The following is a 21,585-nucleotide window of genomic DNA, read 5'->3' as shown; positions in this document are numbered from 1 at the left end:
ACGGCAGTCGGCGGCAGCGATGTGAACGGAGAGGTGATCGATGGGCGTCACGGGACCCCCCGGTCCGGTGATGGACCGGGACGAGGTGGACCGTGCGCTGGCGCGGCTCGGCGCGGAGCACGAGGCGATCGAGACGTCGCTGTTCGCCCTCCAGGACCACGCGGGCCGCAGACTCCTCGAAGGCGCGCGGCTGACCGGCACCACTCAGGAGCGCTGGGCGGCCGCGGACCAGGCGATCACACTGCTGTGGACGTACTTCGACGCGTACACGGCCGCGCTGCGCTCCGCCCGTGAGATACGGGTGCGGCGCCGCTGGTCGAGCCGTGAGGACCTCGTCGAGCTGACCGAGCTGCTGCGCGGCGAGAGCGTGACCGTCGCCGGCAGCGGCCCCTCCACGCCCGCGTCACTCACCGGCCCCGCCCGGCTCAGCGACCGGTTCACGCTCGCCGACCTGGTCGAGCGGATGAACGACCTGTACGCGAGCTCGCTGGACATGGTGGTCGCCGCCGACGCCGTCTGGTCGGCGCTGCCCGCCCGCATAGACCTCCTCGCCGCCGAGCTGGGCCGCACGCGTCAGCTCGCGCACTCCGTCGGCGTACGCCCGGGTGAGCACCCCTCGGGCGACGACCTGGAGCGGATCACGCACGCGCTGACGCGGCTGCGGGAGGACGTCGTGTCCGATCCGCTGGCGTACTGGCGCTCCGGGAGCGGCAGTTCGGCGCCCGGCGGTGGCCGGCCCGACACGACGGCGTACGACCGCGAGGCGCAGGCGCTGGAGGAGGTGCGCCGGGAGATCGACGCGGTGCTGACCGTGCGGCAGGACGCGGAGGTCCGGCTCGGCAGGCTGCGGGACGTCCTCTCGCGCGCCGACCGCACGCTCGCCGAGGCGCGGTCCGCGCGCGGCGAGGTCCTCGCCAAGATCGCCGCGTTCGAGGTGCCCGCGGTCAGCGGTCCGCCGACGGCGCTCCAGGAGCAGCTGGCGACGGCGGCCGAGTACCGCAGATCCGCCCAGTGGCACCGGCTCTCACCGCTTCTGGAGTCCCTGGAGACGAAGGCCGAGGACGAACTCCTGCGGGCGCGCGAGTCGTTGACGGAGGTCACGCAGCCTTTGGCGGTCCGCGCCGAGCTGCGCGGCCGCCTCGACGCGTACAAGGCGAAGGTGGCGCGGCTCGGGTTCGCCGAGGACCCGCTGCTCGTGGAGCGTTACGACGCGGCCCGGCGGATGCTGTGGAGCGCGCCGTGCGATCTGCGGGCGGCCGAGGACGCGGTCCTGCGGTACCAGCGGGCGGCCGCCGACGTATTGGTCCCGCGGGTGCCCGATCAGGGCGGTCCCGCCGACCGGAGGGGGGAATCATGAGCGAGCAGCGGCAGTGCCAGCGTCCCGGGTGCGCGGGGTCGTACGAGGACGTGGGCGGCGGGGAGCTGTACTGCGACACCTGCGGTCTGGCCCCGGTGGTCTCGCCGACGGGCATGGTGGCGTCGCCGCCGACGGGCATCACGGTCGGCGGCCGTGGCTCCAACAGTTCCAGTGCGCGCAGCAGTTCGCGGTCCTCGCGGGCCAGCTCGCGTTCCTCGTCGCGTTCTTCGCAGTCGCGCCGTTCGGTCTCGGGCCGTCTGTCGCGCTCCCTGTCGGGGCAGTCGACGTCGCGATCGGTGTCGGTGCGCAGTTCGGGCGCCTCGGCCGCGTCTTCGGGGCGCGGGCGCCTCGGCGTCGGCCTGGTCCAGGTGCCGGACGTGCCGCGGCCCGACCCGCGGGCGATGATTCAGGAGAACCCCGAGGTCCCCGAGCGGAAGCGATTCTGCTCGCGCTCGGACTGCGGGGCGCCGGTGGGCCGCGCGCGCGGCGAACGCCCGGGCCGCACGGAGGGGTTCTGCACGAAGTGCGGCCACCCGTACTCGTTCGTGCCGAAGCTGCGCACGGGCGACATCGTGCACGGCCAGTACGAGGTGGTGGGCTGTCTCGCGCACGGCGGGCTCGGCTGGGTCTATCTCGCCGTGGACCGCGCGGTCTCCGACCGCTGGGTCGTCCTCAAGGGCCTCCTCGACACGGGTGACCAGGACGCCATGGCGGCGGCGATCTCGGAGCGGCGCTTCCTCGCCGAGATCGAGCACGCGAACATCGTGCGCATCTACAACTTCGTCGAGCATCTCGACCAGCGCACCGGCTCCATGGACGGCTACATCGTCATGGAGTACGTCGGCGGCAAGTCCCTGAAGGAGATCGCCAACGGGCGCCGCACGCCGGCCGGCAAGCGCGACCCGCTGCCGGTCGAGCAGGCCTGCGCGTACGGGATCGAGGCGTTGGAGGCGCTCGGGCACCTGCACAGCCGCAACCTCCTGTACTGCGACTTCAAGGTCGACAACGCGATCCAGACGGAGGACCAGCTCAAGCTCATCGACATGGGCGCGGTCCGCAGGATGGACGACGACGAGTCGGCGATCTACGGGACCGTGGGCTACCAGGCGCCCGAGGTCGCGGACGTCGGCCCCTCCGTCGCCTCCGACCTGTACACGGTGGCGCGCACGCTGGCCGTCCTGACCTTCGACTTCCAGGGCTACACGAACGTCTTCGCGGACTCCCTGCCCGACCCCGACAGCATCGAGGTCTTCCGCACGTACGAGTCGTTCTACCGGCTCCTCGTACGCGCCACCGACCCCGACCCGGCCCGCCGGTTCGCGTCCGCGCAGGAGATGGCGGAGCAGCTGACCGGCGTCCTGCGCGAGGTGGTGGCCCTCCAGACGGGCCGTCCGCGCCCGGCCCTGTCGACGCTGTTCGGGTCCGAAGTCAAGGTCACGGACACGGAGTTGTTCGCGCAGCTGACGGGCGAGGTGTCGCGGCTCGGGGTCCGGGCGGAGCCGGTGCGGCGGAAGGGGCGGGGCGCACAGCAGGCCGCAGCCGCGCTCCCGCCGACCGGCGTGCCCACCGCGCTCCCGGGCGCCCCGGGCACTCCCGCCTCCCCCGCCTCCCCCGGCTCGCTGGTGAAGCCTCTCAACGCCGCTGCCACCGCGCTCGCGCTCCCCGTGCCGAGGGTCGACCCCGGCGACCCGAACGCCGGGTTCCTCGCGGGACTCATGGCGTCGGCGCCGGGCGAGCTCATCACCGCGCTGCGCGCCGCGCCCGCCGCCTCCGTGGAGCTGCGCCTGCGCGAGCTGCGGGCCCGCCTCGAAATGGGCGAACTGGTCTCCGCTGCCCAGGCGTTGACGGAGCTGGAAGCACAGCACCCGGACGACTGGCGGGTCGTCTGGTACCGCGGGGTCGCGGCGCTCGCGACCGGCGACCACACGAACGCGGCCCTGTCGTTCGACGCGGTCTACGACGCGTTCCCGGGCGAGCCCGCCCCGAAGCTCGCGCTCGGTGTGTGCGCGGAGGTGCTCGGCCAGCTGGACAACGCCGCGGAGTACTACCGCCTCGTCTGGGCCACCGACCCCAGCTATGTGAGCGCCGCGTTCGGCCTGGCCCGGGTGCAGCTCGCCGCGGCCGACCGGCACGGTGCCGTACACACCCTGGAGTCCGTACCGGAGTCGTCGATCCACTACACGGCGGCCCGGGTCGCCGCGGTGCGGTCCAGGCTGCGGCAGCGGATGGCGGAGGCGGCCGTCGCGCACGGGCCGCTGCTCGACGACCTGACGGCCGCGGCGGGCCAGGTCGAGGCGCTGGACGGGTTCGGCCTCGACGCGGTGCGCCGGGAGCAGTTGTCGACCGAGGTCCTTGGCACCGCGCTCGACTGGGTACTCTCCGGTAGTCAAGGTTCCGCTCCGCGCCAGGGACCCGTGAGGACCCTGGTGCTGGGGAACGACCTGGACGAGCGGGGGCTGCGACTCGGCCTCGAGCGCTCGTACCGGACACTGGCCAGGCTCGCTCAGGTTGGCGAGGAGAGGATCGAACTGGTGGAGCGGGCGAACCGTTACCGTCCACGGACGTGGGTGTGAGTTGATGTCGCAGATGCCTCGGCCGACGGCCATGTCGACGTGCCCCAGCTGCGAGGAGCCCCTCGAGTCGGGTGACCGCTTCTGCGGCGCGTGCGGGTACGACCTGTCGGCGGTGCCGGCCCCGCCGGACGACCTGCCGACGGTCACCCTGAGCACGGACGGCGCGGCGCCGGCACAGACGCACGCCGTGGACTGGCCGTCCGCCCCCGAGCTCGACAGCTCCGACACCCCGGCGCCCGTGCATCTGCCCACCGACCTGCCGGGCACCGACTCGGGCGGCTCCGAACTGCCGTCGGCCGTCCGCTTCGACGGGGTTCCCGAGCAGGCCGGTGAGTCCACCGGCGCCGGCGACTACACGCTGCCCTCGCCCGATCCGCGTACGGCGCCGCCCGAGGTGCTCGCGACCCCGCCCGCGGGCACGAAGCTCTGCGTGGCGTGCCGGGCCGGGCACGTCGACCGGGACGGCTACTGCGAGAACTGCGGGCACGCACAGCCGCGCGAGCGCGATCACATGGAGCAGGAGCTGGGCGCCGTCGCCGCGGTCAGCGACCGGGGGCTGCGCCACCACCGCAACGAGGACGCGTTCGCGATCGCGTCGGCCGCGCTGCCCGACGGGACGCCGTCCGTCGTCTCGATCGTCTGCGACGGCGTCTCCTCGGCGACCCGCCCCGACGAGGCGTCCCTGGCCGCGTCGCGCGCCGCGAGCGAGGCGCTGCTGGAGTCCCTGCCGCGCGGCACGCATCCGCAGCAGGCCATGCACGACGCGATCGTCGTGGCGGCCGAGGCGGTCAACGTCCTGGCGCAGGAGCCCGGTTCGGCCCGCGAGCACGCCCCGCACCAGAACGCGCCCGCGTGCACGCTGGTCGGCGCGATCGTCGCCAAGGACCTGCTGATCGTCGGCTGGGTCGGCGACTCGCGCGCCTACTGGGTGCCCGACGACCGCACGGCCCCCGCGGCCCGCCTCACCGAGGACGACTCGTGGGCGGCGCAGATGGTCGCCGCGGGCCTGATGAACGAGGCGGAGGCGTACGCGGACGAGCGCGCGCACGCCATCACGGGCTGGCTCGGCGCTGATGCGTACGAACTGGAGCCGCACACGGCCTCGTTCAAGCCGGACCGCCCCGGCGTGGTCGTGGTGTGCACGGACGGACTGTGGAACTACGCGGAGGCCGCGGAGGAGATGGCCAGGGTCATCCCGGCCGACGCGGCGCGCCGGCCGCTGCACAGCGCCCAGGTCCTCGTGGGCCACGCGCTCGACGGCGGCGGCCACGACAACGTAACAGTGGCGGTGCTGCCGTTCCCCGTACCGCCCGCGGGGGCAGGATCGGCGTAGACCGGGCGGCGCGGGGAAGTCGCCGGGTCGTCGGGGAAGTTCCACGTAGGTGCACGAAGGTGTAGGGGGGACCAACAACCATGGCCAAGTTCTCGAAGTCGAGCGTTCCGCAGTTCTCGGTCGACGTCTATCAGAACGAGTTCCTGCCGGAGGGCGGCCGCGAGGTCAACGCGATCGTGACCGTGACGTCGACGGGCGGCGGCACGGTCGGCGGCGCGGTGGCCGCTCCGCAGTTCTACGCCGCGGGCCGGGGGGCCGACGCGGCGGTCGCGCTGATGGTCGACTGCTCGGGCTCGATGGACTACCCGCCGACGAAGATGCGCAACGCCCGTGACGCCACGGCCGCCGCGATCGACACCCTGCGCGACGGTGTGCACTTCGCCGTGATCGGCGGGACGCATGTGGCGAAGGAGGTCTTCCCGGGCGGTGGCCGGCTCGCGGTCGCCGACGCGCAGACCCGTGACCAGGCCAAGCAGGCGTTGCGGAAGCTGTCCGCGGGCGGCGGCACGGCGATCGGCACCTGGCTGCGCCTCGCCGACCGGCTGCTCTGGGCCGCCGACGTCCCCGCGTCCTCGGTGCGTCACGGCATCCTGCTGACCGACGGGCGCAACGAGCACGAGTCGCCCGAGGACCTGAAGGCCGCGCTCGACGCGTGCGCGGGCCGCTTCACATGTGACGCGCGTGGCGTGGGGACGGACTGGGAGGTCAAGGAGGTCACGGGGATCGCCTCGGCCATGCTCGGCACCGCCGACATCGTCGCGGACCCGGCCGGCCTGGCCGCCGACTTCACGCGGATGATGGAGACGGCGATGGGCAAGGAGGTCGCGGACGTCGCGCTGCGGCTGTGGACACCGCTCGGCGCCGAGATCAAGTTCGTGAAGCAAGTGGCGCCCACCGTCGAGGAGTTGACGGACCGTCGCGTCGAGGCGGGGCCCCGCTCGGGCGACTACCCGACGGGTTCGTGGGGCGACGAGTCCCGCGACTACCACGTGTGCGTACAGGTCCCGAACGCCGAGCTCGGCCAGGAGATGCTGGCCGGCCGCGTCTCGCTGGTGATCCCGGGCACCGACGGCAGCGCGCAGAACCTCGCGCAGGGACTCGTACGGGCCGTGTGGACGGACGACATGACGGCGTCCACGTCGATCAATCCGCAGGTCGCGCACTACACGGGTCAGGCGGAACTGGCACAGGTCATCCAACAGGGTCTGGATGCCCGCAAAGCGGGCGATGCGGATGGGGCAACGGCCAAGCTGGGACGCGCAGTGCAGCTCGCCGCGGCCTCCGGGAACGCGGATACGGCCAAACTGCTCTCGAAGGTGGTGGACGTGGTCGACGCCGCGGAAGGTACTGTTCGATTGAAGGCCAAGGTCGCCGAGGCGGACGAAATGACCCTCGAGACCCGGTCCACGAAGACTGTCCGTGTCAAGAAGTGATGACGTAGCGAAGTAACGGAGGGGGAAGCGCCGACATGCCGACCTGCCCGAACGGACACCAGTCGGGTTCCGACGACTGGTGCGAGGTCTGCGGTCACCGCATGGCCGGTGCCGTACCCCCGCCCCCTCCGCCGCCGCCCCCGGCCGCCGGTTACGGCTCCCCCCGGGGTGGCCAGACCCCGCCTCCCGGCTACGGCTACCCGCCGCCGGGGAACGCGGGGCAGCCCGCCCCGCCGCCGCCCGGCGCCGGCCCCGAGCTGTGCCCGCAGTGCCGCACGCCCCGTGAGGGCGGCGCGCCGTTCTGCGAGGAGTGCCGGTGGAACTTCCTGACGAACACGGCCACGTCGTACACCCCGGCCGCGCCGAACCCGTCGGCTCCCGGCCCCGGCCCCGGCCAGGGCCCCGTCGGCCCGAATCCGGCGCTCCGCTTCCAGCAGCCGCCGCCCGGTCCCGGTGACTCGTTCGAGTACCAGGGCTCGCGGCCCTCGCAGATGAACCGGCCCGCCGAGCCGATCCCGCCGTTCGGCGGCGACCCGGCGCAGGCCCCGCCGCCCCCGCCGGGCCCCCGCACGGGTGGCGCCCCGCAGGCGTTCCAGCAGCCAGGTCCGCCGGCGGCCCCGCAGGCATTCCAGCAGCCGGGTCCGCCCGCCCCGCCCGCGTTCCCGCAGGAGACCGGCCGCCCGCAGGGTCCGCCGCCGCCTCCGCCGGGCCCCTCGGGTCCGTCCTTCGGCGGCGGTGACGACTGGGTGCTTTCGCCCCCGTCGGCCCCGGCGCAGCAGGCTCCGGGTCCCGGTGCGACCGAGGCGCCGGGCGGCCCGCAGGGCTTCCCGCCGCCGCAGCAGACCCAGGCCCCGCAGGCGCCCCAGGGTTTCCAGCAGCAGCAGCCGGTGTCCTGGAGCGCGACGATCGGCCCGGACCGCGAGTACTTCATGGCGATGATGCACCGCAGCGGGCCCGAGGCCTCGGGCCTGAACCTGCCCGCGTACTCGCCCGAGCAGCAGCGCCGGCTCATCGGGAACCAGATGACGATCGGCCGTCGCCGCCACTCCACGGGCGACACCCCCGACATCGATCTGTCGGTGCCGCCGGAGGACCCGGGCGTCTCGCATCAGCACGCCGTGCTGGTGCAGCAGCCGGACGGATCGTGGGCGGTCGTCGACCAGAACTCGACGAACGGCACCACGGTCAACGGCGGCGACGAGCCCATCCAGCCCTTCGTCCCCGTGCCGCTCCAGGACGGCGACCGGGTGCACGTGGGCGCCTGGACGACGATCACGATCCACCGGGGCTAGCCCCTACATCCGGTCGGGGCGCAGTGACCAGGCGTACGGCCCTTCGGGGTCGTCCAGCCAGGCCCACTCGTGCTCGCCGCTGACCGTGATGCCGAACCGTTCCCGCACGGGCCGTCCCTCCCGCTCCCACAGGGCGAGGGCCTCGTGCGGGTCGAGCCGGCCCGCGGTCAGCGAGAGCAGAAACCGGAAGAGGTCGTCGGCGAGCACCCTGCGGGGCAGCCCGCCGATGTGCTGCACCGGTTCCTCGCCCTGCGTCCCGCCGCGCAGGGGCACGAAGTAGGCGGGCGTGTGCAGGAAGCGGCCCTCGGCGTCGCCGGCCTCGCGCACCGTGAGCAGGATCAGGCCGGTCGCGAGGGGCGCCAGGATGCGCGCACCGGGCCGGCACTGCGCGGGCCAGGCACTGGGTACGGCCCGTAGCGCGCAGGTCGCGATGATCCGGTCGTACGGGGCGTGCTCGGGGCAGCCGGCCGCGCCGTCGCCCGTGACGACATGGGGCCGGAAGCCCGCCGTGGCGAGGTGCCGGCGCGCGGACTCGGTGATCTCCGGGTCCAGGTCGACGGTGGTGACGTTCTCGTCGCCGACGCGTCGGGCGAGCAGCGCGGCGTTGTATCCGGTGCCCGCGCCGATCTCCAGGACGCGGTGCCCCTCGCGTACGTCCAGCTCGACGAGCATCCGTGCCATCAGGGACGGCTGGCTGCTGGACGACACCAGCTCACCATCGCGCACCCGGGTGGCGAGCGGCTCGTCGGCGTAGGCGCCGCGCAGCCAGCGCTCCCGCTCCCTTGGGTCGGGGTCCTCGCGCCACAGCCGCCGGTAGCCGGTCGGCGCCGGAAGGTAGTAGTAGGGCACGAACACATGGCGCGGGACCTGCTCGAACACCTCGCGCCAGGCCGGGTCGCCGTCGAAGGCCCCGCTCACGGCGATCTCCCGCACGAGCGCGGCCCGTGCCGCGTCGGCTCCCGCATCCGGGTCCGTGCCCTGTGCGCCCATGCGTCCACTGTGCTGTGCCGGGGGCGTAAGAGCGAGCCCCCGTCCGGGGTGTAGTCGGGGGCCCGGCGTGATCCACGTGATCCAAACGAGAGGCCCTAGGCCTCAAGTCCTCGTCCCGGTCGTCTGAGACGATGGACACGTGCTGCATTTCCCGGGGGACGACCCCCGGACCCCCGGCCGGAAAGGCATCGGGGTGACCCGAGTGAGAGTTGTGAGGCCCACCGACGTGACCGAGATTCCGCGCGGCACGCTTCAGGAGCAGACCTTCTACGAGCAGGTCGGCGGCGAGGAGACCTTCCGGCGCCTGGTCCACCGCTTCTACGAGGGGGTCGCCCAGGACCCGCTGCTGCGGCCGATGTACCCGGAGGAGGATCTGGGTCCGGCCGAGGAGCGCCTCACGCTGTTCCTGATGCAGTACTGGGGCGGTCCCCGCACCTACAGCGACAACCGGGGCCACCCCCGCCTGCGGATGCGGCACGCGCCGTTCGCCGTGGACCGGGCGGCCCACGACGCGTGGCTGCGGCACATGCGGACCGCGGTCGACGGGCTCGGCCTGTCCGAGGAGCACGAGCACACGCTCTGGAACTACCTGACGTACGCGGCGGCTTCGATGGTGAACACGGAGGGCTGAGACGCCGTTATCCGACGCGCCGCCCCCGTTATCCGGTTCAGACCCCTTCCCCAACTCCGTTCGCTCTGAAAGCATCCGGACAGACTTTCGGGGGATGTACGGCGTAGAGCGGGTACGGGGGCAGGGGTGTCAGGATTTGTTCTCCTTCGGGTGCGCGCGCACCGGTTGCTCCTGACGGCTGCGCTTCTCGCGGTCCTGCTGACGACGTCGGTCCTCGCGATGCTCAGCGCCTTCTCGGGCGCGATCGGTGACGCCGCCCTGCGCAACAGCCTGCGCACCCGCGACGCCGCGACCACGGCGCTGACGGTCAAGGCCGATGTGCCGGCCGAGGGCCGCGAGGCGGCGGACGCGGCGGTCCGGTCCGGGGCGCGGAACACCTTCGACGGTCTGCCGGTGCGGGTGCAGACGCTGATGAGGTCGGGCCCGTACGCGCTGCCGCGCTCCCTCCAGCCGCCCGCCGCCCGCTCCGGGAACCCCTACCTGACGCAGTTCGCGGCGCTGGAGCGCGGCGAGGTCCGCATCACGAAGGGCCGCGGCCCCAAGCCGGCACAAGGATCCGAGGCATCACAGGGATCGAAGGCGCCCGTCGAGGCGGCGCTCCCCGAGACCGCAGCCCGGCAGCTGAAGCTGCGCCCCGGCGACAAGCTCACCCTGAAGGACCGCATCGGCGGCCCCACGGTGTCGGTCGTGCTCACCGGCGTGTACCGGCCCGTCCGGCCGACCGCCCCCTATTGGAAGCTCGACGACCTGGGCGGTCGCGGCGTCCAGAAGATCTCCTTCACGACGTACGGGCCGCTGCTCGCCGCCCCCTCCGACCTCGCGGCCGGCCGGGTCTCCGTCGGGAAGTCGGCCTGGCTGGCGTCCGCGGACTTCTCGTCGGTGACGACGTCGGACATCGACACGCTGCGCACCAGCGCCCGCGAAGGCACCAGGGCGCTCCTGCACGAGAAGGCGCTCGCGGGCACGACCGGGGTGACCACCTCGCTGCCGGAGACCCTCGACCGGGCGGAGCGCGCCCTGCTCGTCTCCCGCTCCACCCTCCTCATCGTCGCGCTCCAGCTCGTCCTGCTCGCCACGTACACGCTGCTGCTGGTCGCCCGGCTGCTGAGCACGGACCGGGCGGGCGAGACGTGGATGCTGCGGGCGCGCGGCGGTTCGCGGGCCCGGGTGACCTCGCTCGCTGCCATCGAGGCGCTGCTGCTCGCACTGCCCGCGGCCGTGTGCGCGCCGCTCCTCGCGGGCCCGCTGACCCGGCTGCTGTCCTCCTGGGGTGCCCTGTCGCGGATCGGGCTGCGGCTCGACGTGAGCGCCGACCGCGGGGTGTGGCTCGTCGCCGTGGCGGTCGCGGTGGGCTGCGCGCTCGCCGTGACGGTGCCCTCGCTGAGCGCCGCCGGTCCCGGGCGCGGCCGGGCCAGGGCCCTGCCCGCCCCGCTGCGGGCGGGCGCCGATGTCGGGCTCCTGGTCATCGCGGCCGTGGCGTACTGGCAGCTGGACCGGCAGACGTCCGGTTCGGGCACGCTCAGCAGCAACGCCTCGGGCACCCTCGGCATCGACCCGCTCCTCGTCACGGCCCCCGCTCTGGCCCTGCTCGCCGGTACGGTCCTGACGCTGCGGCTGCTGCCGCCCGCCGCGAAGCTCGCGGAGCGGCGCGCGGCCGGCGGGCGCGGGCTGCCGTCGGCGCTCGCGGGCTGGCAGCTCAGCCGCCGCCCGCTGCGCGGCGCGGGCCCCGTCCTGCTCCTCGTACTCGCCGTCGCCATGGGCATGTTGGCGATCGGGCAGGGCGCGTCCTGGAACCGCTCGCAGGAGGACCAGGCGGACTTCCGGGCGGGCGCCTCCGTCCGTGTCCTCGCGCCGGGCGGCGGGCTCGGCCAGGCCGGGGTCTACGCGGCGGCTCCGGGCGTACGAGACGCGGCTCCCGCCCTCCGCGCGACGATTCCCCTGACCGGAAGCCGCGAGGCGACGCTCCTCGCCCTCGACACGGCGCACGCCACGGACCACTTGATGCTGCGGGACGACATGTCGGCGAAGTCCCCGTCGCGGCTGCTGTCGTCGCTGCGCACCGGCGGCGACCGCCGCTCGCCCGGCGTCGTGCTGCCCGCGGACGCGGCCGGCGCCTCCCTCACGCTGCGCCTGAGCACGCCCGCCCGTCCGCACGACGCCTCGCCGTCCGATGTGCGGGGCACCGTCACCGCGCTCGTCGAGGACCGCTACGGAATCCCGTACCAGGTGTTCCTGGACGACCTGCCCGCCGACGGGCGCGCGCACCGGCTCGCGATGGACCTCGGCGGGGGCGGCTCCTCTTCCCTCGACCGGCCCGCGACCCCGCTGACCCTGACCGGCCTGGCCCTCGACATCAACCAGTCCGTCACCGAGACGGTGAAGCACCGCCTGACGTTCGAGGGGCTGCGGTCCGTGAACGCGGAAGGGGCGCAGCAGTCGCTGAAGCTGGGCACCCAGTGGCGGGCGTCCGTGCGGGGTGGCGGGGAAGGCACCGGTGACACCCGGCCCGGCGCCCCCGTGGTCGAGCGTCCGTCGGGCGGCCACGTGTCCGTCGGGTTCGACACCGGGCAGCTCAATCCGCTGACCATCCCGTTCGGAGTGCCGCCCAGCATGAGCGTCCGGCTCACCGCGAAGCGCCCCGCGGTCAAGGAGGTCACCGCCGTGGCCACCGACCGCTTCCTGAGCTCCTCCGGCGCGAAGGTCGGGTCCACCGTCGCCGTGCCCGTCAACGGCTCGCCCGTCAAAGTGCGGATCTCCGCGAGCGTGCGCGCCCTGCCGACCACGGGACCCGAGGCCGGGGCCGACACCACGACCGGGACGGCCACCGGCCCCAAGTCCGCCGACGGGGGCGCCCTGCTGCTCGATCTGCCCACCCTGAACCGGGCGCTCGCCGACCGGCACAAGGAGACCGTCCTGCCCGACGAGTGGTGGCTGAGCACCGAGCCCGGCCGCAGTGCCGAGGCCGCCGCCGCGCTGCGCGCCCGCCCCGACGCCGACCCGGCGCAGGTCGTCGTGCGGTCCGAGATCGCCGAGTCGCTGCGCGACGACCCGCTCGGCGCGGGACCGCAGTCGGCGCTCGCCGCGGCCGCCGTCGCCGCCGCACTCCTCGCCGCGGTCGGGTTCGCCGTGAACACGGCGGGCTCTATGCGCGAGCGCGGCGACGAGTTCGCGATCCTGCGGGCGCTCGGCGCGCCCCGGCGCCAGCTCGCCCGCCTCGTCGCCGCCGAGCAGGGCATCCTGGTCGCGCTCGCCCTCCTGGTGGGGCTGGCCCTGGGGTCGTTCCTCACGAGAGCCGTCGTGCCGCTCGTCGTCCTGACCGGGCAGGCCGCCCAGCCGATGCCCCGGGTTCTGGTCGAACTGCCGTGGGGGCAGGTCCTGTTGCTCCTCGCGGGCGTCGCGGTGACGCCCGTCCTGATCACCGCGGGCATCGCCCTGCGCCGGCCGCCGGACGCCGCCATCACACTGCGCCGCCAGGGGAGTGAGTGACATGACGCCACCGACCGTCGCCCCCTGGGTGCGCACCCGCCTGCGCACCGCACCCGGCGCCGCCTGCGCGCTCGCCCTCCTGGTCGCCCTCACGTCGTGCCTGGCCGCCGTGTTCCCGCGCGCCGTCCAGGACTACGAGGACGCGGGCCTGCGCCACGCGGTCTCGACCGCGGCACCCCAGCGCACCGTCCTGTCGCTCACCACCGCGCAGCCCGCCATCGAACAGGAGGCGGGCGCGCGGGACGAGATGATGCGCTCCGAGTCCATGCGCGCCGTGTACGAGGAGATCGTGGGCTCCCTGCGCGCGCCGCTCGCCGTGGACAAGGCGCAGTCCTCGTACGGGCTGCGCACCACCGCGCAGTTGCCGGCGAAGACCGACACGTGGCTGCCGCAGCCCGACGGATTGGCCGCCGAGTTCACCCTCTCCGCGCAGAGCGGCCTCGCCCGGCACAGCACGGTCACGGCGGGGCGCCTGCCGCGCGCGACGGGCAAGGTCACCTGGGAGACGACCGAGGTGGAGGGCGCCGTGACGGCCGCGACCGCCGAGGCGCTGCACATCGAGCCCGGTTCGGTGATCCACGTGCCCGCCCTGATCAAGGGCTACGTGTCCGTGCGCATCACCGGTGTCCTGAAGGCGAAGGACCCCAAAGCCTCGTACTGGGCGGCCGCTCCGGTCCTCGCCGCCCCGTCGCTGCGCCAGACCGAGACGAGACCTCCGTCGAATTTCTGGGTCGGCGGGCTCCTCCTGGCGCCCGACGCGGCGCCCGCGCTGCTCGGCACAGCTGGCGACCCCGAGCAGTTCTGGCAGCTCGCGCCCGACCTGGGTTCCCTCGACGCGCGCACCATGCCCGCCCTCAAGTCCGCTCTCGCCTATACGAAGGACGGCCCGGGCCTGCTCGCGGTGCGCCGGGCCACGAGCGGCGACACCGAGGTCGCCACCGGCCTCGACGAGTTCATCACCGGCTACCAGGAACTGCGGTCCCGTATCGGCCCGGTCGTCTCCGTCGCCGCGTACGGCACGGGGACGGTCGCCTGCATCGTGCTCCTGATGGCGGGCGGCCTGGCCGCCGAGCGGCGCCGAGCCGAGTTCACCGTCCTGCGCTCGCGGGGCGGTTCGGTGCGCGGGCTCGCCGGGCGGCTGCTCGCCGAGACGGCGGTCGTGGCCGTGCCCGCGGGCGCGGGCGGACTCGCGCTCGCGCTGGTCGCGGTCCGGCACGGCCGCTGGCAGCCCGCCGTGCTCGCGGCCGCCGCGGTCGTCGTGCTCACCTGCCTCGCGCTGCCCCTGCGGGCCGTCGCCGCGCACCGCCGCGTCCACGTGGGCAGCGCGCGCGACGATCTCGCCCACGCCCGTCCCTCGCGCCGCCGCACCGTCGCCGAACTCACCCTGCTCGTCCTTGCGGTCGCGTCCATCGTGGCGCTGCGCCGCCGGGGCACGTCCGACGGCGGGGACAGCCTCGTCGCGCTCGCGCCGGTCCTGATCGGGGTCGTCGCCGCGTTCGTCCTCGTCCGCGTGTATCCGCTGCCGCTGCGCTGGCTGGCCCGCCCCGCGGGGCGGCTGCGCGGCGTCGTCGGCTATCTGTCGCTCGCGCGGACGGGCCGCGCGACGGCCGGTGCCGGTACGGCGGTACTCCCCCTGCTGGCGCTGCTCACGGCGCTGACGACGGCCGCGTTCGGCGGTTCGGTCCTCGCGGGCATCGACCACGAGCGGGACCGGGCCGCGGTCCTCGCGACCGGCGCGGACGCCCGCGTCGAGTCCGGCTCCGCGCTGCCCGCCGCGCTCGCCGGGCACGTCAGGAAGATGCCCGGGGTGCGGGACGTTTCGCCGCTCACGCTGCGGTACGACGCCGAGCCGAAGGACGGCAGGCGCAAGGTGCCGCTCGCGGTCGTGGACACGCCGTCGTACGCGCGCCTGGCCGCCCGTACGGACCTCGGGGCGTTCCCCGCCGGCGCGCTGACGACGGACGCCGCGAAGGCCGGCACCGCCGCGTCCCCGCTCCCCGTGCTGGCCTCCCCCTCGATGCGGGACGTCTTCGGGACCGGGCCGTTCTCGCTGTGGATGGACGGCGAGGACGTCGTGCTGCGCATCTCCGAGGTCCGTACGACCACGCCCGCCCTGTCCGACGACTTCCTCGTGGTCGACAGGACGGCCCTGGCCCGCCGGGTCGGCATCGGGCAGAAGGCCAACGAGGACATCGCGTCCCGCTACCTGCCCAGCTCCCTCCTCGTCACCGGCGACCACATCGACGGGCCCGCCCTGCACAAGGCCGCGGGCTCCAAGGTGTCGGTGCGGCTGCGCGCCACCGAACGCGCCCGGTACGTCGACTCGCCCCTCCAGACCGGCGCCGCCCGCGTCTACTCGGCGGCCGTCGTCATCGGCGCGGGGTACGCGGCCCTCACCCTGCTCCTCGCGCTCGCACGCGCCGCCCCCGAACGCACCGCGCTCCTCGCGCGCCTGCGCACCATGGGCCTCACCCGGCGCCAGGCCCGCCGCCTCCTCGTCCTCGAAGCGCTCCCCCAGGCCGCGCTCGCCGCGGCGGGCGGCGCCCTCACGGGGTGGGCGGCGATCCGGCTCCTCTCGCCGGGCCTCGACCTGACGGGTCTGGCCCTGGCCACAGCCGGTGACGGGGGCCCGGTGGCGCAGCTGCGCGCCGACGCCCTGTCGCTCCTGCTGCCCGCGCTGTGCGTCGTCCTGCTCGCCACGGCCGTGGCGGCCGGTCAGGCCTGGTGGACCGGACGGCGGGGATTCGTGCGGGAGTTGAGAGCGGGGGAAGCGTCATGAACCGATGGGGACAGCAGGCGTACGACGTCACCACACCGACAGGATCGGCAACGTCAGCGGCGAGGGCCGAAGGGACACCGGGAGAGACATCATGACCACCACCGACCCCACCCTCGCCGATCTCGAACGGCGCGCCGCGGACCGCCGCGAGCAGCCCGCGTACGGCCATGACGCCCTGATCACCTGCGACCGGCTGGTGCGGATCTTCTCCACGGACGGCGTCGAGGTGCAGGCGCTCCAGGGGCTCGATCTCCTGGTGCGCGAGGGCGAGTTGATGGCCCTGGTCGGCGCGTCGGGCAGCGGCAAGTCGACGCTGATGAACATCCTCGCGGGGCTCGACGAGCCGACGGCGGGAGCGGCGAAGGTCGCGGGCTGCGACCTGCTCACGATGGGCGCGAAGGAACGCCTGCGCTACCGCAGGGACATCGTCGGCTTCGTCTGGCAGCAGACGGCCCGCAATCTGCTCCCCTACCTGACAGCAGCTCAGAACGTGGCGCTGCCTATGCAGTTGAGGGGCGGCACCAAGCGCTCGCACAAGTCCCGGCGGGCCGTGGAACTCCTCGATCTGCTGGGGGTCGGCGACTGCCGCGACCGGCGCCCGCAGGCGCTGTCGGGCGGCCAGCAGCAGCGTGTCGCCATCGCGGTGGCGCTGGCCAATGAGCCGTCTGTCCTGCTCGCCGACGAGCCGACCGGCGAACTGGACTCCCACACGGGCGAGCAGATCTTCGCCGCGTTCCGCACGGCGAACGAGGAGCTGGGCACGACCATCGTGATCGTCACGCACGACCAGACCGTCGCCTCCGAGGTCCGCCGCACGGTCGCCATCCGCGACGGCCGCACCTCGACGGAGGTCCTGCGCCGCACGGAGGTCGACGCGGCGACGGGCCAGGAGTCCCTGATCTCACGCGAGTACGCGATGCTCGACCGCGCGGGCCGGCTCCAGCTCCCCGCGGACCACACGCGGGCACTGGGAATGCGGGACAGGGTGCTCCTGGAGCTGGAGGAGGACCACATCGGGGTGTGGCCGGACGACACCGAGCCGGGCTGATCCCTGTCCGGCAAGAGCGTGTCCGGTGCCGTCGGTCAGGCGGGCGTCACGGAGAGGCCGGAGAGCCCGTTGCTGCGCCGCAGCGCCACGGAGCCGTAGGCCGTGCGCAGCCGTAGCCACGAGCCGCCGCTCAGGAGGTCGAGCGAGTCCCCGCGCAGGAAGCCGAGGGACTGGGCCGCGTGGGCGGCCCGCACCGGAACGCCGGTGTCGCCGATGGTCCGCGACCAGATCTCCCGCCCGATCCGGTCCAGTTCGGCGCGAGAGCGCGCGTCGGGAGCCAACTCCTCGACACGCGCCTTGAATTCGGCGACAGCGGCCCGTACGAGCCCGCGCACGACGTCCATGTCAGGGAAGCCGGGAACCAGCTCCCAGCCGCCGCGAGGGGGCAGGACACCGGCCCACGGAGGCCCGGTCACCGCGGCGGGCACACACGCGGTCCCGGCGGCCTCGTCGATCGACTCGAGCAGCTCACCGGCCGACACGGTCACGTCGAGCGAGCTGTCAAGACCGTACTCGTACGGCTTCAGGAGGCGGGCCGTGCGGATCGCGAGCACCTCGAACGACGGCGGCCGCCCGAAGACGGCCAGCGCCTGTCCGCCCGCCTGGAGCCGCACGGCGGCGGCCCGGTCGTAGTGCACCAGCCGGCCGAGGAAGGCGGCGAGGTCCGCCCCTTCCCCGGCGTCGGCGAAGTGCAGCACGGGTGCCGTCATGCGGCCAGCGCCCCCGAGCCGCTGTCGTCCATGTACTCCTGGAGGTACGCCTTCTCCTCGGCGGTGATCCGCCGGGGCCGCTGCGCCTCCAGGTTGAACGGCACGACCACGGTCGAGGCCCGCACGTAGACCTGGTCCTCGTCCTTGATCTCGTACGTGATCGTGAGCGACGCGGCGCCGATCTTCGTCACCCACGACTCGATGGTGACCGGCGTGTGCCGGTGCACCAGCGGGCGTACGTAGTCGATCTCGTGGCGGGCCACGACGGACCCGCCGGAGAACGACGGCGACCCGTCCCCGGGCGCCAGCTGGAACATGAAGTCGATCCGCGCTTCTTCCAAGTACCGCACGAAGACAGCGTTGTTGACATGCCCGAAGGCATCCATGTCCGACCAGCGCAGGGGGCAGGCGTAGATATGACGCACGATCAGCCTCGCGTCAGCTTCTTGTACGTGGCCCGGTGCGGACGCGCGGCGTCCGCGCCGAGGCGCTCGATCTTGTTCTTCTCGTACGACTCGAAGTTGCCCTCGAACCAGTACCACTTGGAGTCACCCTCGTAGGCGAGGATGTGCGTGGCGACCCGGTCCAGGAACCAGCGGTCGTGGGAGATGACCACGGCCGCGCCCGGGAACTCGAGCAGCGCGTTCTCCAGCGACGACAGGGTCTCGACGTCGAGGTCGTTCGTCGGCTCGTCGAGGAGCAGCAGGTTGCCGCCCTCCTTGAGCGTCAGGGCGAGGTTGAGGCGGTTGCGCTCACCGCCGGACAGGACGCCGGCCGGCTTCTGCTGGTCCGGGCCCTTGAAGCCGAAGGCGCTGACGTACGCGCGCGACGGCATCTCGACCTGGCCGACGTTGATGTAGTCGAGCTCGTCCGACACGACGGCCCAGAGGGTCTTCTTCGCGTCGATGTTGGCGCGGCTCTGGTCGACGTAGGAGATCTTGACCGTGTCGCCGACCTTGATCGAGCCGTTGTCCGGCGTCTCGAGGCCCTGGATCATCTTGAACAGCGTGGTCTTGCCCGCGCCGTTCGGACCGATGACGCCGACGATGCCGTTGCGCGGCAGCGTGAACGACAGGTCGTCGATGAGGACCTTGTCGCCGAAGGCCTTGGAGAGGTTCTGGACCTCGACGACGATGCTGCCCAAGCGCGGGCCCGGCGGGATCTGGATCTCCTCGAAGTCCAGCTTCCGCATCTTGTCCGCCTCGGCGGCCATCTCCTCGTAGCGGGCGAGACGGGCCTTGGACTTGGTCTGGCGCCCCTTGGCGTTGGACCGCACCCACTCGAGCTCTTCCTTGAGCCGCTTGGCGCGCTTCTCGTCCTTGCGGCCCTCGACCTTGAGGCGCGTGGCCTTCTTGTCGAGGTACGTCGAGTAGTTGCCCTCGTAGGGGAGCGCGCGGCCGCGGTCCAGCTCGAGGATCCACTCGGCGACGTTGTTGAGGAAGTAGCGGTCGTGGGTGACGGCGACCACGGCGCCCGCGTACTTCGAGAGGTGCTGCTCCAGCCAGTTCACCGACTCGGCGTCGAGGTGGTTGGTGGGCTCGTCGAGGAGCAGCAGGTCGGGGGCCTCGATGAGGAGCTTGCACAGCGCCACGCGGCGCTTCTCGCCACCGGAGAGGTTGTTGACGGGCCAGTCGCCGGGCGGGCAGCCCAGGGCGTCCATGGCCTGCTCGAGCTGCGCGTCCAGGTCCCACGCGTTGGCGTGGTCCAGGTCCTCCTGGAGCTTGCCCATCTCGTCGAGGAGCGCGTCCGAGTAGTCGGTCGCCATGAGCTCCGCGACCTCGTTGAAGCGGTTGAGCTTCTTCATGGTCTCGGCGGCGCCGTCCTGCACGTTCTCCAGGACCGTCTTCGACTCGTCGAGCTGGGGCTCCTGCATGAGGATGCCGACGCTGAACCCGGGCGAGAGGTAGGCCTCGCCGTTCGACGGCTGCTCGAGGCCCGCCATGATCTTCAGCACCGTGGACTTACCGGCACCGTTGGGACCCACGACACCGATCTTCGCGCCGGGCAGGAAGTTCAGGGTGACGTCATCCAGAATCACCTTGTCGCCGTGCGCCTTGCGCGTCTTGCGCATGGTGTAGATGAACTCAGCCAAGAGAAACCGTCCGGCAATCGATGTGTGGGCAGATACACCCCATCTTGCCTGACGTCCATCCCCGGACGGAAACCGCGTGGCGTGCATCACTCTTGGTGACGCTCCGGGTGCGGCCGGGAACGCATACGGCCCCGGCCGCCGTGGAGGCGGGCCGGGACCGAGGTCAGGCGTGGTGGGGGTCAGTCCTGGGTCGGGGCCTTCTTCTTACGGACCAGGAAGACCGCGCCGCCGCCGATCACCACGAGGGCGATGGCGATGCCCGCGATCAGCGGGGTGGCGTTCGAGCTGCCGGTCTCGGCGAGGTCGCCGGCCTGGGTGCCGGTGCCGCCCACGGAGGCCGGGCTGGGCTGCGACGACGGCTGCTCACTGCCGCCCGTGGTGCTCTCGGTCTTGCAGTCGAGGACGCCCTTGAAGCGCTTCTCGAAGCCGTTCGGACCCTTGATCGTGAAGTCGTACGCCTGGTCCTCCTGCAACGGGATCGTCACCGTCTGCGAGGCACCGGCCGCGATGGTGTGCTCGAGGCCCATCAGCTTGAAGGTGAACGCCTCGTCACCCTTGTTGGTCGCCGTGATGTCCACGCCGCCCTTGGCGCAGTTCTTCTGGGCCGACAGCGCGGGGGCCGCGCCCTTCTTCGCCCAGTTCGCCGTGGCGGTCGCGGAGACCGTGGACTCGCTGGAACCGGCGAGGATCTGCGTCTGGCTGCGAGTCTCGGAGGCGAAGGCCCGACCGACCGGCACGGTCGTCGACGCCTGCACCGTCAGCGCGGCCGTGCCGTCGGCGGCGTCCGCGGGGACATCGAAGAACAGCTGCCCGCCGTCGACGGCGGACGTCACGGGCTTGCCGTCCTTGTCGACGACCTTGACCCCGCTGGCGGCCGCGTCGGCGGGCGGCGTCACGCTCACGCTGTCGGCGTTCGTACGGACCGTGACGGGGCCGAGCCGGTCGCCGGCGCGGCCGGAGACGGCGGAGGGCTCCAGATTCAGCGAGGCCTTCGGCTCGGCGAGGGGCTGGGCGCTCTTGTGCAGGTAGTCGGCGAGCTTCTCGGCCGCGGGGCTGACCGCGTCCACGTCCGCGCCGTCCGAGTAGCGCCAGATGGCGACCTGGGTGCCGGCCGCGGCGTCCTTCTCGGTGAGGCTGCCGGCGCCGGCCTTGCGGGCCAGCTCGGCGAGGTCGTTGACCTGGGGGTAGGAGTTCTGCAGGATCCAGCGGATCTTGCCCGCGTCCGCGTTCCCGTTCAGCGACGTGCCGCTCCAGGGGGTCTCCTGGTACTTGGCGTCCCGCTGGGTCGGGTTGTGGATGTCGATGCAGTACGTCTGCAGCGTGCCGCCGTTGTCGACGGACATCTCGAAGAGTCCGGCGGAGACGGGCTGGTCCTGGCCGTGGTCGTGGATGACGGCCTGACCGTAGGTCTTGAGCCCGCCGATCGTGGCGGTCGCGCCGCCCTGCTGCTGGGGGACCTCGTCCGCAGAGGCCGCACCAGCGCCGGATATCGCGGCGGTGGCCACGAGTCCGGACACCAGGGCCGCCGCGGCGAGGCGGGCGGCGCCCCGCCCGCGTGGGGTGACCGCCGACAACACAGATACCGCAGAGAACACAGAATTCCCCTTCAGGCGGGAGACATTGGCACGAGGGGGGTGACGTCCCGCCGACAGAACGATGTGTGAATCAGACGCGTGAGCAGACGTCCGAATCAATGGCCCCGTGGGCTACGCCCGGCATCCTAAGGAAGCCGCGCACCACAGTCCCCAGGTCAGAGGGGTACGAGAGCGATCCGACTCGGAATCGTTATCGCCGCTAATGATTACGACCCTGGCTTATCGACAAATCCACGGCGTGGAACCGGTGTTCATTCGCCGATAAG

14 protein-coding genes are annotated in these 21,585 nt (G+C 73.1%); 9 read left to right on the top strand and 5 right to left on the bottom strand.

The window, feature by feature from the left end; genetic code table 11:
- Positions 1-40: 40 nt before the first annotated feature.
- From OHA58_RS23455 to OHA58_RS23435, 5 genes are all read left to right on the top strand, one after another.
- The gene (locus OHA58_RS23455; RefSeq protein WP_405481147.1) at positions 41-1,357 is read left to right on the top strand and encodes a hypothetical protein; all 1,317 of its coding nucleotides are present in this window, start codon (positions 41-43) and stop codon (positions 1,355-1,357) included.
- The gene (locus OHA58_RS23450) at positions 1,354-3,930 is read left to right on the top strand and encodes a tetratricopeptide repeat protein (RefSeq protein WP_405481146.1); all 2,577 of its coding nucleotides are present in this window, start codon (positions 1,354-1,356) and stop codon (positions 3,928-3,930) included. The genes OHA58_RS23455 and OHA58_RS23450 overlap by 4 nt, the downstream gene beginning before the upstream one ends.
- Positions 3,931-3,943: 13 nt before the next feature.
- Positions 3,944-5,263 carry a PP2C family serine/threonine-protein phosphatase gene (locus OHA58_RS23445; protein WP_405485129.1) on the top strand — a complete coding sequence of 440 codons (1,320 nt, stop codon included), beginning with the start codon at positions 3,944-3,946 and terminating at the stop codon, positions 5,261-5,263.
- Positions 5,264-5,343: 80 nt separating this feature from the next.
- Positions 5,344-6,696, top strand: coding sequence for a vWA domain-containing protein (locus OHA58_RS23440; RefSeq protein WP_405481144.1), 1,353 nt, complete (start codon positions 5,344-5,346; stop codon positions 6,694-6,696).
- Positions 6,697-6,731: 35 nt separating this feature from the next.
- Positions 6,732-7,988, top strand: a complete 1,257-nt coding sequence (locus OHA58_RS23435; RefSeq protein WP_405481143.1) for an FHA domain-containing protein — start codon at positions 6,732-6,734, stop codon at positions 7,986-7,988.
- A gap of 3 nt (positions 7,989-7,991) precedes the next feature.
- On the opposite strand, the gene OHA58_RS23430 is transcribed toward OHA58_RS23435, so the two are convergent.
- Positions 7,992-8,978, bottom strand: a complete 987-nt coding sequence (locus tag OHA58_RS23430) for a methyltransferase domain-containing protein (protein ID WP_405481142.1) — start codon at positions 8,976-8,978, stop codon at positions 7,992-7,994.
- 226 nt (positions 8,979-9,204) lie between these two features.
- Between OHA58_RS23430 and OHA58_RS23425 the strand changes: the two genes are divergently transcribed.
- From OHA58_RS23425 to OHA58_RS23410, 4 genes are all read left to right on the top strand, one after another.
- On the top strand, positions 9,205-9,609 hold the full coding sequence (locus OHA58_RS23425; protein WP_405481140.1) for a globin: 405 nt from the start codon (positions 9,205-9,207) through the stop codon (positions 9,607-9,609).
- 126 nt (positions 9,610-9,735) lie between these two features.
- Positions 9,736-13,095, top strand: coding sequence for an FtsX-like permease family protein (locus OHA58_RS23420; protein WP_405481139.1), 3,360 nt, complete (start codon positions 9,736-9,738; stop codon positions 13,093-13,095).
- A gap of 1 nt (position 13,096) precedes the next feature.
- Positions 13,097-15,874 (top strand): FtsX-like permease family protein, encoded by a 2,778-nt coding sequence (locus OHA58_RS23415; protein ID WP_405481138.1) that lies wholly within the window; start codon positions 13,097-13,099, stop codon positions 15,872-15,874.
- Positions 15,875-15,965: 91 nt separating this feature from the next.
- Complete coding sequence (locus OHA58_RS23410; protein ID WP_405481137.1) at positions 15,966-16,922, top strand: ABC transporter ATP-binding protein; 957 nt, start codon at positions 15,966-15,968, stop codon at positions 16,920-16,922.
- A 35-nt stretch (positions 16,923-16,957) separates the two neighbouring features.
- On the opposite strand, the gene OHA58_RS23405 is transcribed toward OHA58_RS23410, so the two are convergent.
- The 4 genes from OHA58_RS23405 to OHA58_RS23390 form a co-directional block, all read right to left on the bottom strand.
- Positions 16,958-17,632, bottom strand: a complete 675-nt coding sequence (locus tag OHA58_RS23405) for a hypothetical protein (protein ID WP_405481136.1) — start codon at positions 17,630-17,632, stop codon at positions 16,958-16,960.
- Complete coding sequence (locus OHA58_RS23400; protein WP_405485127.1) at positions 17,629-18,060, bottom strand: acyl-CoA thioesterase; 432 nt, start codon at positions 18,058-18,060, stop codon at positions 17,629-17,631. The genes OHA58_RS23405 and OHA58_RS23400 overlap by 4 nt, the downstream gene beginning before the upstream one ends.
- Complete coding sequence (ettA, locus tag OHA58_RS23395; RefSeq protein WP_405481135.1) at positions 18,060-19,724, bottom strand: energy-dependent translational throttle protein EttA; 1,665 nt, start codon at positions 19,722-19,724, stop codon at positions 18,060-18,062. The genes OHA58_RS23400 and ettA overlap by 1 nt, the downstream gene beginning before the upstream one ends.
- A gap of 179 nt (positions 19,725-19,903) precedes the next feature.
- Positions 19,904-21,319 carry a Cys-Gln thioester bond-forming surface protein gene (locus OHA58_RS23390; RefSeq protein ID WP_405481134.1) on the bottom strand — a complete coding sequence of 472 codons (1,416 nt, stop codon included), beginning with the start codon at positions 21,317-21,319 and terminating at the stop codon, positions 19,904-19,906.
- Positions 21,320-21,585: the final 266 nt, after the last annotated feature.

Source organism: Streptomyces sp. NBC_00009, from assembly GCF_045040855.1.
Classification (GTDB): Bacteria; Actinomycetota; Actinomycetes; order Streptomycetales; family Streptomycetaceae; genus Streptomyces; species Streptomyces aureus.
This window is presented reverse-complemented; position numbering and strand designations above follow the sequence as displayed.

Coding starts and splice junctions, on each gene's coding strand:
- OHA58_RS23450 (WP_405481146.1), top strand. CDS start 1,354: ATGAGCGAGCAGCGGCAGTGCCAGCGTCCCGGGTGCGCGGGGTCGTAC.
- OHA58_RS23410 (WP_405481137.1), top strand. CDS start 15,966: ATGACCACCACCGACCCCACCCTCGCCGATCTCGAACGGCGCGCCGCG.
- OHA58_RS23415 (WP_405481138.1), top strand. CDS start 13,097: ATGACGCCACCGACCGTCGCCCCCTGGGTGCGCACCCGCCTGCGCACC.
- OHA58_RS23445 (WP_405485129.1), top strand. CDS start 3,944: ATGCCTCGGCCGACGGCCATGTCGACGTGCCCCAGCTGCGAGGAGCCC.
- OHA58_RS23455 (WP_405481147.1), top strand. CDS start 41: ATGGGCGTCACGGGACCCCCCGGTCCGGTGATGGACCGGGACGAGGTG.
- OHA58_RS23435 (WP_405481143.1), top strand. CDS start 6,732: ATGCCGACCTGCCCGAACGGACACCAGTCGGGTTCCGACGACTGGTGC.
- OHA58_RS23430 (WP_405481142.1), bottom strand. CDS start 8,978: ATGGGCGCACAGGGCACGGACCCGGATGCGGGAGCCGACGCGGCACGG.
- OHA58_RS23440 (WP_405481144.1), top strand. CDS start 5,344: ATGGCCAAGTTCTCGAAGTCGAGCGTTCCGCAGTTCTCGGTCGACGTC.
- OHA58_RS23405 (WP_405481136.1), bottom strand. CDS start 17,632: ATGACGGCACCCGTGCTGCACTTCGCCGACGCCGGGGAAGGGGCGGAC.